The organism is Pedobacter sp. P26 (genome assembly GCF_050632135.1).
In the GTDB taxonomy this organism is placed as follows: Bacteria; Bacteroidota; Bacteroidia; order Sphingobacteriales; family Sphingobacteriaceae; genus Pedobacter.
Map to the genome: position 1 here is coordinate 6,052,474 of NZ_CP192574.1, position 12,553 is coordinate 6,065,026.

A 12,553-nucleotide genomic window follows, 5' to 3' on the forward strand; every position below is an offset into this window, starting at 1 on the left:
AAAACGTTTTATGTTTATTTTCTTATAAAAGGTGTGAAGAATATATAAAATTTCGTCATTAGTATGCCGTTAGGCTTTGTTTACCATATAAGAACATTTGAGCTTGCTCACCCTTAGATGCCTTATATGGTTGAAAACAATAGCAAATAAAATCTTTCACTATGTTACCATAGACGGAGACAGAATACATTAGCACGTCCGTCATTCTCGCGCAGGCGGGAATCTTAAAGCATATTGCATTAAGATTCCCAATCAAGTTGGGAATGACGATTCCTCGCAGCCTATCAATTACCCAATCTCCAAAACAATTACCTGATCGGGTTCTGAAGCATTTAAGGTTGTAGTAATGGTTAATTTCGATGTTTTAAAAGTATAGTTTACCGCACTATTATCTTTTAACAAATACGCTTTTTTAATTTTCTTCAGCGGAACGTTTTCCAAGTTAAGTGTACTGGTTTTCCCATCTACAATGTGAATATAAACCTTCCTATCGCTTTGCGTAATACTTCCCCAGGCCTGTGGCTTAATAAATCCTGCTTTTGTCCCGTAAATACTTTCGCCGTAAATTTTAAGCCAATTGCCCAAACCCGCCAAACGATCCTGAAACTCCGGTTGAATTTTACCACTCGGCATCGGACCGATGTTCAGTAAAAGATTGGAACCCAAACTTGCTGCTTTAACCAACATATTAACCAATTCTTTATTCGATTTGTAATAAGTATCGCTCAAATTATATCCCCAGGAATTTGAAATGGTTTCGCAGGTTTCTAGCGGCAATTTATCTGATGCCTTTTGAAAACTTAGCCCCGATTTATTCTCTCCGGGAAGATCGCGTTCGAACATCTGAAAATCTTCTCCGGCAAAAGGGCTAAGATGGTGGTTGTTACCAATCATACACTGTGGCTGAATTTTGTGAATTAAACCATAAATCTCGTTGTATTTCCAATCAATCCGCGAGGTCCTGTCTTTTGATCCTTCTGGTTCGGTTTGATCCCAATGCCCATCAAACCAGATCCCTCCTATTTCGCCATAATTGGTCAACAGCTCGGTCAATTGATTTTTCATAAACTGCAAATAACTGGCATAATCACCTTTGCCGGTTCTGCCTGAATTCTGCCCGGTACGGCCAGTTTCATGTGGATAATCTTCCCTGCGCCAATCCAGCAATGAGTAATATAAGTATAACTGTATGCCCTGCTTATGGCATTCATCAGCCATCATTTTTACAATATCTTTTTTATAGGGCGTATTCATGATGTTGAAATCAGAATATTTCGTATCCCACATGCTGAAGCCATCATGGTGCCTGGTAATTAGTGTGATGTACTTCATTCCGGCATTCTTTGCCATGCTCACCCATTTTTCGGCATTAAACTCAACCGGATTAAAAAAATCTTTAAGATTGGTATAATTATGAACATTCAGCTTTCGTTCGTTCATTACCCATTCGCCGCTTCCCGGTATACTAAAAGGTCCCCAGTGGATAAATAAACCAAACCGGGCATCACTAAACCATGCTCTTTGTTTTAAATTAGAAGCCGTAGGTGTATAATCCTGTGCCTTTAACTGTAAGGCAGTTAATAGCACAAGGCATATTAGGGTTAGTTTCTTCATAAGAATAGCGGTGTCGTTTGGTTAGGTTTAGTCTATGGAAGCAGTGGCTTTGGTTGGTTTTCCAATTACCTTATAGTTTCCATCGCCTTTTAAAATGGCTAAAACCTGTGTTTGATTGGCGAAAAGGTTTTTAGCTGTAGCAAGTTCTTTATCGTATTGAAAGCTCTGTTCAATCCTTCCTTTTTCGTAAAAATAACGGCTCACAATCTGTGTTTCTAAAACTCTTTTAATTTCTGCCTTATGGTTAACCAGGTCAGTTTTTTTAGAAGAAGTAAGTTTATATTTAAGGTTTTCGAGATCGGTTTTTACTTCAGCAGATTTATTTTCTTTCTCTGCCTCCACGCGCAGATCGGATAATAATCTTTCTGTACGGCTTTGGTAGGTTAAATCTTTATCAGCAAGGCCGCTTGCAAAAGAGGCGTAATCTGCATCTGAAAGCTGAAAGGTTTTTGCTGAGGCTAATACTGGTTTTTCTTTCCTGTACTGATTTGCATAATTAAAGAAAAGGCTTTTATTGAGCATAGAAATCGTAATCGGGCTTAATTTGGCTGCATCCACCACAATATCGGGGTAAACACCGTTACCGCTGTATACATTTCTACCTGCTTTAGTCTGGTACATTACCATGGTAGAATCGGCAAAACGTTCGGCCACCCCTTCTGCATTTTTATGGGCATAATCCAGTTTTTGGATACATCTGCCCGATGGCGTATAATATTTAGCAACAGTTACCTTAACTAAACTATTATAGGGCAAATTAAAAGTCTGTTGAACCAAGCCCTTGCCGTAGCTGCGCTGACCGATCACAATAGCACGGTCCAGATCCTGCAAAGAACCTGCAACAATTTCTGAAGCTGAAGCCGAATTTCCATTTACCAATACAACCAAAGGAACCGAAGTAGAAATTGGTGCATTAAGCGTTTTATAGGCAATGGTTTTCTCTACATTTTTACCTTTTTGGGTTACAATAAGCTGATCCTTATTCACAAAGAGGTTCACAATTTTAACCGCTTCCTGCAAAATACCTCCACCATTGTTTCTCAAATCTAAAACTACACCTTTTGGATTTTCTTTTTGAATAGCCAACAGGGCATCTTTAACCTCCTGTCCGGAATTTTCCAGAAATTTATCGAGCTTGATATAACCGATTCCATCTCCGATCATTCCAGAATAAGAAACGTTAGGCTGTTTTATTTCATCACGCACAAGTTTTTTAGTAATTTCCTTACCATCTCTAACGACAAGCAAATCTACCGGTGTGCCTTTAGGACCACGCAGCAACTGACTAATTTCCTGACGATCTTTACCCTTTACTGCGATTCCGTTTATGCTTACCACCTGATCTCCTGCTTTAAGATCGCTTTTATTTGCCGGATACCCCTCACTGATGTCGTTAATAAATAGTTTTCCGTCAATAAAAACAGTGCTGGCACCAATACCGCCGTACTGTGTACTTACATATTTTAACTTGTAATCTTCAATTTCCGATTCGGGAACATACTCGGTATATGGATCTAAACTATCTAACATGGCATCAATACCCGTTTTCATCAATTGAGGGGCATTGGTATCATCTACGTAGTTGATGTTGATTTCTTTATACAGCGAGGCAAAAATATCTAGGTTTTTAGATACCAGGAACAAATCTTCTTTAAATGAAAAAGATAAAGCAGCTAGCCCAAAACCTGCTGCTAAAAGACCATATTTTAGTTTCTTCATTCCCCTTTTTATTTTAATTCCAATAGCCCGGATAAATAGATTATCACCTGTTTGAAAGATTATTTAGTAATTCTGTACAAACGTAAATGTACAAAAAGCCGTAAATATTAAAAACTACATATTTGGGTGATGCGTAAATTAAGCGTTACGCTAAAAAAGAAACGAGGATTAGCTGATAGATAAATTAAACTAAAGTCTGTTTCCTTTAGTATCGGCAAGTGCTTTTTGAATCGTAAATTCGATGTAGGTCCGGTCGCGTTTCACCAAACGCATTAAATCTTCAACCAATTGATCTTCTTTGCCCGGCGTAAATTCTAAAGGCTCGTTCGCCAGATCGCGGTATTTCCTTAAAAACTTAGTTTTTACTTTAAATGCAGTTTCAGAAGTCAGTTGAAAATTAGCCATGGCATATTTTATTTGATGCAAAAGTAAAAAATATTTGTTCAGGTTAATACCTTTTTATTTGATGTGATAAAAAAGTGGAGGATCGTGAATTCTTTTTGCACGATAATTGTGTTAAAACTGCGTTATAAAACTTAATCAGGTGTAAAATCCATATTGTGTAAATGTTAAAACTGAAACAAGAATCTGCAAAAACGCCCTAAAAATGACATTCATAGCGATTTATGGAATCACTAACCTTTAAAACAGCAAATTAAACAACATGAAAAAGATTATCTTCTCTATTGTCTTCCTAACCCTGGGTTGGGCAACATCAAAGGCACAAACGTTTAACCTGGGGGTTAAAGCAGGTGTGAATTTAGCCAAATTAAATGCAGATTTTGCAAGCGAAGAAAACCGTTTAGGCTATCAGATCGGTGCCTGGGCACGTATTGGCGGTGCCAGCTTTTATGTACAGCCAGAAGCTTACATTGGCAGTAAAGGCAACAAGTTTATCAGCATCCAACAGGACAACGGCAACGAAGTATCTGCTGAAGGAAAAGTAAAATTTACCACTTTGGATGTTCCTGTTTTATTTGGAACAAAATTCGGCGCCAAAAACTTAAACTTCCGTCTAATGGCCGGTCCGGTAATTTCATTTATCCTGGATGAAAATTCGACTTTTAGCTCAGCTTACCAACAGGCAACAGATTTTAGCAACTACAAAAACCAGGCATTGGGCGCACAGTTTGGTGCAGGTGTAGATGTAGGCAGCATTTCGGTTGATTTACGTTATGAAGCCGGTTTATCGAATATCAGTAAAAGTGAAAAATACAGCCAGAAACCTAACCTTTTCCAACTGAGTTTAGGATTTAAGATTTTGTAAGCTGATGAGTAAGCGCCAGATTATTTTTGCTCTGGCGCTCCTTTTAAGTTTAGGTCTTTTAATCTATTTCTGATCCGTTTCATAAAAGATTTACCTGGGTCTGTTTTTTCCGTAGGTATCTTTACTTATCTATTTGGTGTATTATCAATAAATGGCCGGTTAACTGCCGTACCTGTGTAAGGCAATGTGATATCCCCTCTTAAGCTAAAACTATAGGTATTGGATTTCGTAACATTTACGGCAGTTCTAATTACAATATTAGTTGCTGTACCCGTGTACCTCAATATTAAATCGTAAACACCCTGTGGAACTTTAGCAAAATTTGAAGCACTTTTATAAGCAACATTGGTTGCAACAGTTGTTTCAACCAAACTTGTTGTATTTTTCAATACCAGATCAAAGGGATTTGCATTGTAAGAGGCATGAACAAAACGCACATAGGCACCCGATGTATCGATAGCAGGCAACACATCATCAACCACAAAAACATCTGTTTTTTTAGTGGTGATGTTATACAGGCCCGATAAATAAATCGAATAATTTTTACCCTCTGCTACTTGTTTGTTTAGGCTTGCAATAACCAGGTTAGGATCTGCCGCAGCAGTGCTGGGGCGTTGTGCCATAAAATCGTAAGTACCCGGAGCAAGAATTGAGTATGCATTTGTTGAGGGATAAACTGTTGGAAATGCTACGCCTGTAGTTCCGCTTTCTACGCCTGTTGTAGAACTCGCAGCTGTAACTTTTGTACCTCCGGCATAAAAGTTTACCACGGGCGCATTAAGTGCAAAATTAAAATACTTCAATTGAGCACCACTTACGGGCACTGAGATTTCTTGAACAGCATTTTTCTCACAAGAATAAATTATAGTTGATAGCAGTAGTACTGCTAATATGATATATTTTCTTTTCATAATTTAATTATTGAGGCGTTGTTATCCACATTTCTTTAGTCTGATAATCGGTTGCCAGACCACCAATGGCATTAAGCCCTTCCCTATTCCAAACATATTCTGAATTAAAACGCGGGCGCATTCGCTGAACTACTTTAGTCTGGTTATCCGGAAAAAGCACTGTAGGAATAGTAAATCCTATAAAAACCTGATTTGCGGTTACAGGATCCTTATCTGTATAGTGGTATCTTCTTAAATCTGTCCATTGTTCCAAATGCCCCCAGGCCCATTGTGCAATATATTTCTGACACATAATCTGTGAAAGGGTTAAATCGTTTGGATTTACAGGCGTAATAAGCGGCGAAGCAAGGTACGTGCTCTTTTCTGTTGCACTTATTTGCGTTGGTGTTTGCCCGTCATCAGTATTTCGTGCATTTACAAAGTCGAAATGAGCTGAAACAGCATTTTTATACGCCGCTAAAGCCGTTGCTTTATCTCCTTTTTTATAAGCTGCTTCAGCTTTGATAAACTGCAATTGAGAATAAGTAATAATCGGAAATTTATTTTTACGTGCAAATAAATACCTTGCCGGAGTAGTTGCTGAAGCATTGGCTGCTGCCTGAGAAGCATAACCCCAAAGGTTTAGCGGTTGTTGGGTTGCAGTTAATGCGCCAACGCCTGAAGTTGGCTCCAAACCTCTGTACGCACCATCAGGAGATGGCGCCAGCATCCTGCTCATCCTTGGGTCAACAACGCTTGTAAAGACAGTACCATCCATTAACGACAGGATGAATTTGGTTTGCCTAAGGGTACCTATGTTATTTCTTGTTGCAGATAAAAAGTTAGCATCGTCATTAGCTGTTCCTGCATACGGGATTAAAGCATCATCAACATTTCCGGCAAATGAGGCATCAACTGCAGCAATAACATCGTCTGGTTTATAAAGTGATGTTTTGTTAGAGTAATGATTTAAAACAATTGCTTTGAAACCATACGCGAATTTAATCCATGAAGCACGTTTTCCTCTATAAATAAAATCGGTCTTACCTAAATAACCCTCATTTACGGCTCCATCAGTTCTGTTTAAATTGGCAATGGCAGCGTCGATTAACCTCAATGTTTCTTGATAAGCAAATTCTTGCGAATCGTATTTGAAAGAAGTTTTATTCGGATCAAACGCTTCCCTGATAATAATTTCGCCATTGGCATCTGTGGCAGTAAGCCATCCCCATGCTTTCAGAATTTGCGCCACACCCAGCAAATCCCAGCGTTGCTGGCTTTCGGCTTTACTCGTCATGTCGATTAAATTTTGCCCAAAATCGAAATATGTGGTTCTCCATATCTGGCCGCCTTGATCGGGAGCAGTGCCACCCTGATTGTTGCCATGCCTTTCCCAAAGATCCTGAGTAGCTGTAGAAGCCAGGTTCTGCGTATAACGACCAATATAAATTCCATCAAACTGCGGCGCTGAAGCCATCCAATGCAGCATTGGTGATAAATACAAATTAGCCTCTACTGATTGTGGTGCATTTGGATTTGTATTTACATCTAAGAATTTCTTACACCCACTTGTGGAAATAAGACTCCCTAATACTAATAGTATATATAATTTTTTTCATTCGTTTTTTCTTCTTATTATAAGCCAATTTTAACCCCAAAGTTTAATCCTATTGGTACCGGAAAATTACCGTAATCTATTCCTGAAGAACCAGAACCACCAACCGCAGCTGTATTTCCATTTACAACCGGATCTAATCCTGAATAATTGGTAATTAAGAATAAATCGGTACCGGTTACGAAAACACTTGCACTTTTAAAAAAATTTTGTTTGCTAAAAACAGTTTGAGGCAGCCTGTATTGTAAGGTTACATCCTTCAATCTGATCCAGTTAATGTCCTTTTCAATAAAAAGCTCTTCACTTAAACTGGTATAGTAAGTATTCTGATAAAACGGAGTAACAGCAATATTATTGATGGTAGGATTTGCACTGTTTTCTTTACCATCCTGGATAACTCCGCTTACAACCCTAGGCGTTAGCCTATCAAGAGTCATGGTACTTAAACCTCTTTGTGTAAGATAACTTTGCGTAGCGTTAAGCACATCCCCACCTTTTCTAATATCCAATAAGAATGATAATGCAAAGTTTTTATAGGTAAAAGTATTGGTAATACCGATGGAGAAATCTGGCTGCCTGTCATATCCTTTTCCAGGCCCCTGAATAACAACTGATGACCTAACCGGCAATCCAGATGCCGGGTTAATCAGGATATCTCCCCTATCATTCCTCAAATAGAAGGTTCCGGTTAGCGATCTTGTCGAATAACCTGGTGTTGTACCATTTCTAATGGTTCCATACACATTGGTATCAGAAACATAAGATTCAGGAAGTTCATTTGGCAAACTTAAAACCCTCGCCCTTGCACTTTCGAAGTTTACCAGGGCATTCCAGCTAAAGTCTTTATTTTTAATCGGTGTTCCGCGTAAAGTTACCTCAATACCTTCACTTCTGGTTTTAGCGCCATTTAAATTGAATAACACATATCCGGTAGCATAACTACCTCTGATATCATTAACAATCTGATCGGAGGTTTCTTTGCGGTAAACGGTAAAATCTAATCCCAATCTATCTTTAAAGAAAGCCAGTTCTGTCCCAACTTCATACGAACTCGCAAACTCAGGTCTTAGGGCTAAATTTGGTCCTGTAAAACCATAACCAAATCCTCCACCAACAGTTGCTTTACTTTCCAATGAAGGTACATAACTATAGGGCCTGGCATCTTTACCCACATTCGCAAATGCAGCTCTTAATTTACCTGAGGTAAATACAGTACTAAGGGCTTCTTTAAAAGCCGGAACTTCCGTAAACACAAAACTACCAGACACAGAAGGGTAAAAGAATGAATTAGCTCCGATAGGAATAGTAGATGTCCAGTCATTTCTACCTGTTGCAGTTATATACAGATAATCTTTATAATTTAATGTTGCACGGCCGAACAAACTGAATAATCTTCTTTGAGAAATAGATGATTTTGCATTTCTGAGTGTTGTGGTCGTATTATTTATAGAGATAAAGTTTGGATCTAAAAAGCCTTCTCCGTATTGTGCATCGATATTAGATCTTAAATCTTGTATGGCATTACCTAAGGTAGCATCAATAGACAGATCGGAGGTGATTTTCTGTTTGGTTAAATTCAGTAAATTCTGAACGTTAACATTCCTGGTATTGTCATTGGCAACATCCATAATCCCCTGCTTATTGAACCCCCTGGAACTTTCCGGATGGCTTAACAATAAGTTTTTGTTCGAGTATACGTCGAAACCAATATTCGATTTTAAATTAAGCCATTTAACAGGCGTGATGGTAAAGCCAAAGTTTGATGTTATTCTATTTTGAATAGAATTAATTTTGTTCTTATTTACGTTAAAATAAGGATTTTCAATTTCTGACGTTAAATCTGTGGCGGTTGTAAATCTTCTTCTTGTACCGGCAGCGGTAAGATAATTCCTGGCATCATCTTCCTGTGGCCATAAAAGCAATCCAATTAGCGGACCTCCAGCCCCTTTGAAAGGTTGATTATTCAAGGCGTAAGTATAGGTCATTGATAAATCAACCTTCATCCAATCGTTCAACTTACCATTTGTAGACCCATTTAAGGTAAACCGATCGTAATTAGAATTTGGTACAACGCCATTTTGTGCAGTATAAGATGTAGAGATCCTGTAACTCATATCCTGCCCTCCACCATCAAATGATAGGTTATGTTTTTGAGTGAGTGCTGTCTGGAAGAAACCGTCAATATTATCGTACAAAACAGTGCCAGGAGCATAAGCAGGGCCAAAGTATTGAAGTGTGCCTGATGACGTAACTCCACCAGTGCCTAAGCCATAAACACCTTGTATTTCTGGTTTAACACTGGTTTTTTCTATCCGGAAGCTATTGCTATAGTTGATTGATCCTTTACCCGATTTACCGCGCTTAGTGGTAATTACAATAGCGCCATTTGCGGCGTCAATTCCGTATAATGCTGCTGCCTCAGGCCCTTTTAAAACCACCAGGCTTTCAATATCTTCGGGATTGATATCGGCTGCTCGGTTGGTAAAATCAACTCCCTTATTAGAAAATGCTGTAGTTGAACTATTATCAGAATAAAATGCACTTGTATTTAGCGTCTTATTGTCGATAGGCAAACCATCTACCACAAATAATGGCTGATTACTGCCACTAATAGAGCTTACGCCCCTAATGGTGATGGAAGAAGATGCACCCGGAACACCAGATGAACTTGTTACTTCAACACCTGCAATACGTCCTTGTAGTGCGTTAACAAAATTCTCACGTTGGGTATCGGCCAAATCCTGACCTTTAACTTGTTGTTGAGCAGTTCCCAGCGCTTTCCTGGAAACTTGTTGCCCCAAAGCCGTTACCACGACTTCATTGAGGGAGTTAACATTAGCCTGAAGCACCACATTAACAGAAGTATTGTTTCCTACTGTTCTTTCAACTGTAGCATAACCAATATAAGTAAAGGTAATTACATCTGTTTTCAGCGCTTTGATGGAATAATTACCATCCGCGTTGGTTTGTGCAACCACCGTGCTTCCTTTCACACGAATGGAAACACCGGGTATAGGTCCGTCGGCCGACGTAACCTTACCAGTAACGGTTATTTGCTGCGCAATGGCATGCGCCAGCAAAAAGAACGTACCAATAAAAATTAGTAGTAGTTTTTTTCATAAACTGCCTGTTTTGGGGATAAAATGATTTGTTAGTTGTTGCGGTTAGTCAATTAGTTGTTCTTTAAAACACGCATAATAACGCATTTTAATGCTAATATCATAAATGTTTTGGAATAAAAAAACAAATTAACAAACTATTTACCAGCAACTAACAACATTAAATTGCAAAAACACGCAAAAACATGCAATATTTAAAAAATCTAAAAATCTTTTATACATTCGTCTGAAACCAGACACCTACTTATGCTGAAAAAAGAACGCCACGATTTCATCATGCGCCAGATTAATTTGCACAACCGTGTATTAACGTCCGACCTTGTACAATTACTCAATGTTTCAGAAGATACCATCAGAAGGGACCTACAGGAACTTGTTGATGAAAACTTACTTTACAAGGTCCATGGAGGGGCTTTATCCAAATCGTATCACAGTTCTTTTGATGATAGTACAGTTTATGCCCGCGATAGTAAAATCGCCATTGGCAAAAAGCAGTTCAGCTGATAAAAGATGGCATGGTGGTTTTAACGGGTGGCGGAACAACGATTTTAGAGTTTGTAAAGCTGCTTCCAAAGGGCTTATCAGCTACTTTTTTACCATTAGTCCGCTGGTGGCAGTAGAACTGGCCAAGTACAATAATATTGAAGTGATTTTGATTGGCGGCTTGTTTTCTAAAAATTCGCAGGTTACTTATGGCGGACAGGTAATTACGCAGCTATCAGAAATAAAGGCCGATTTATGCCTGATGGGAACGAGTGCCATCCATCCGGATGAAGGCCTGACAGATACGTATTGGGAAATTAACCAGCTTAAAAAAGCCATGTTGGCCTGTGCAAAGAAAACAGGGGTTCTCTGCATTTCTGAAAAACTGGATATCGCTTTACGGTTGAGGGTTTGCCCGATAGAAAGTATTAGCTATTTGATAACCGAACTGGATTTAGATCACGAATCGCTTTCACGCTATAAGGAAAAGGAATTGAATATTTTATAAGAAAGTCCCGATTTTCATCGGGACTTTCTTATTGGCATCTGCTAAAAAGCAGGATCAACAGGGGTGTTCGTATTATTATCTCTTTCCTGGAAAGGATAAGGAAAGAAATCCCGTTTACGATCGGCTAAAGGCTGATTGAACCTTCGCATATCCTCTATCTTCAATCCGGAAGCATACAGTTCGATCGAACGGTGTTTGTAAATAAGATCAAGCAATTGCTGTTGTGTGTAAGGGCCAACTAGTGGCGGTAATGCTGCGGCCACCCCGAAAAGATCTGAGGTTTTGGTTACTACCTTGTTCAACTCAATTAATGAATTGGTTAAGTCTGGCTGTCTCGCGAGTGCTTCAGCCTTTATTAAAATCATCTCTCCAGGTAAGTAAATCGGAAAAGGGCTTGCTGTTGCTGCGGCAAAACCATTCATACGTAAGGTTGGGGTTGCCCCTGCCATTACGGTATAAAAAGCTATCCTTTTATCTGCAGCATCTGGAGTGTTCGCACCGGTAAGTCCTAGATTTGCGTTTAATGGCTGAAATACATTATTTGAAGAAATAATACTAAATAGAATATTAGGTGAGGTAGCATCAAACTTGAAAAATGATGACTTAGTTAAATCAACAGCATTTGCCTCTGTTAATGCCAGTGGATAATTTCCTGAAAATAATGCATATCTGGCTTTGAGTGCATGTATTGTATTTATAATATTCACATCAGAAGGAATATTACCTAAAAAGCTGGCAGAAATTGAATTTGCAGCAATAACATTTAAAGCATTATCCAAAACAGCAATTGCTTTTGTAAAACCAGCAGAACGGATAATAAAAGGTACGTTTTTTCCTGTTCCATCTGGAATTTTTTCCCAGTATTGCGCCATATTTCCAATTGCCAAAGCCTTGAATATGCTAGAATAGGCAATTAATCCCGCTGCATAACCTTTGTCACCCAAATTACCGGCATTAGCAATCACCAAATCTGCATCGTAAATAATCTTGTTAGCACTTGTCCAAAGATTAAATAAAATTGTATTTGTCCCGTCAACAGTACTGCCACCGGCACTTAACTGTAACTCAGGAATATTCCCTGAATTGAGTAACCGCAGCTCATTGGTTACAAAACCATTTGCCGCAACAGAGTTGAACATTACACCCGTACGGGTTAAAGTGTAAACCCGCTGTAAACCTATTGCCACAGCAGTTAACCCTTGCTGGGTGCCCAAAGCCACATCTGTTTTAGCTCTGGATGGATCCTGATATTCTTTCGTACATGAAGAGAAACACAATGTTAACGAAAGTGCTAAACAGGTTATATTTGTCGGAATATTATTTCTTAAAATTTTCATA

8 protein-coding genes and 1 pseudogene are annotated in these 12,553 nt (G+C 38.8%); 2 read left to right on the forward strand and 7 right to left on the reverse strand.

The window, feature by feature from the left end:
- Window positions 1–288: 288 nt before the first annotated feature.
- From ACQ86H_RS28220 to ACQ86H_RS28230, 3 genes are all read right to left on the reverse strand, one after another.
- On the reverse strand, window positions 289–1,614 hold the full coding sequence (locus ACQ86H_RS28220; RefSeq protein WP_138819405.1) for an alpha-L-fucosidase: 1,326 nt from the start codon (window positions 1,612–1,614) through the stop codon (window positions 289–291).
- 27 nt (window positions 1,615–1,641) lie between these two features.
- Complete coding sequence (locus tag ACQ86H_RS28225; RefSeq protein WP_431293226.1) at window positions 1,642–3,333, reverse strand: S41 family peptidase; 1,692 nt, start codon at window positions 3,331–3,333, stop codon at window positions 1,642–1,644.
- Window positions 3,334–3,522: 189 nt separating this feature from the next.
- On the reverse strand, window positions 3,523–3,738 hold the full coding sequence (locus ACQ86H_RS28230) for a hypothetical protein (protein WP_010599278.1): 216 nt from the start codon (window positions 3,736–3,738) through the stop codon (window positions 3,523–3,525).
- 259 nt (window positions 3,739–3,997) lie between these two features.
- Between ACQ86H_RS28230 and ACQ86H_RS28235 the strand changes: the two genes are divergently transcribed.
- Complete coding sequence (locus ACQ86H_RS28235; protein ID WP_138819403.1) at window positions 3,998–4,600, forward strand: porin family protein; 603 nt, start codon at window positions 3,998–4,000, stop codon at window positions 4,598–4,600.
- Window positions 4,601–4,725: 125 nt separating this feature from the next.
- Here ACQ86H_RS28235 and ACQ86H_RS28240 read toward each other — a convergent pair whose 3' ends face one another.
- The 3 genes from ACQ86H_RS28240 to ACQ86H_RS28250 form a co-directional block, all read right to left on the reverse strand.
- The gene (locus ACQ86H_RS28240) at window positions 4,726–5,511 is read right to left on the reverse strand and encodes a DUF4397 domain-containing protein (RefSeq protein WP_138819402.1); all 786 of its coding nucleotides are present in this window, start codon (window positions 5,509–5,511) and stop codon (window positions 4,726–4,728) included.
- Window positions 5,512–5,518: 7 nt separating this feature from the next.
- Window positions 5,519–6,967 (reverse strand): SusD/RagB family nutrient-binding outer membrane lipoprotein, encoded by a 1,449-nt coding sequence (locus ACQ86H_RS28245; RefSeq protein WP_431293227.1) that lies wholly within the window; start codon window positions 6,965–6,967, stop codon window positions 5,519–5,521.
- Between the two features lie 158 nt (window positions 6,968–7,125).
- A complete protein-coding gene (locus ACQ86H_RS28250; RefSeq protein ID WP_431293228.1) occupies window positions 7,126–10,185 on the reverse strand; it encodes a SusC/RagA family TonB-linked outer membrane protein in 3,060 nt (1,019 codons plus the stop codon).
- Window positions 10,186–10,470: 285 nt separating this feature from the next.
- Here ACQ86H_RS28250 and ACQ86H_RS28255 point away from each other — a divergent pair.
- Window positions 10,471–11,215, forward strand: a pseudogene (locus tag ACQ86H_RS28255) (DeoR/GlpR family DNA-binding transcription regulator).
- 41 nt (window positions 11,216–11,256) lie between these two features.
- On the opposite strand, the gene ACQ86H_RS28260 reads toward ACQ86H_RS28255, so the two are convergent.
- Window positions 11,257–12,552, reverse strand: a complete 1,296-nt coding sequence (locus tag ACQ86H_RS28260; protein WP_431293229.1) for a RagB/SusD family nutrient uptake outer membrane protein — start codon at window positions 12,550–12,552, stop codon at window positions 11,257–11,259.
- Window position 12,553 lies beyond the last annotated feature (1 nt).

Bases quoted from the DNA above. Each gene is read 5' to 3' on its own strand.
- ACQ86H_RS28220 (WP_138819405.1), bottom strand. From the start codon at position 1,614: ATGAAGAAACTAACCCTAATATGCCTTGTGCTATTAACTGCCTTACAG.
- ACQ86H_RS28225 (WP_431293226.1), bottom strand. From the start codon at position 3,333: ATGAAGAAACTAAAATATGGTCTTTTAGCAGCAGGTTTTGGGCTAGCT.
- ACQ86H_RS28230 (WP_010599278.1), bottom strand. From the start codon at position 3,738: ATGGCTAATTTTCAACTGACTTCTGAAACTGCATTTAAAGTAAAAACT.
- ACQ86H_RS28235 (WP_138819403.1), top strand. From the start codon at position 3,998: ATGAAAAAGATTATCTTCTCTATTGTCTTCCTAACCCTGGGTTGGGCA.
- ACQ86H_RS28240 (WP_138819402.1), bottom strand. From the start codon at position 5,511: ATGAAAAGAAAATATATCATATTAGCAGTACTACTGCTATCAACTATA.
- ACQ86H_RS28245 (WP_431293227.1), bottom strand. From the start codon at position 6,967: ATGGCTTCAGCGCCGCAGTTTGATGGAATTTATATTGGTCGTTATACG.
- ACQ86H_RS28260 (WP_431293229.1), bottom strand. From the start codon at position 12,552: ATGAAAATTTTAAGAAATAATATTCCGACAAATATAACCTGTTTAGCA.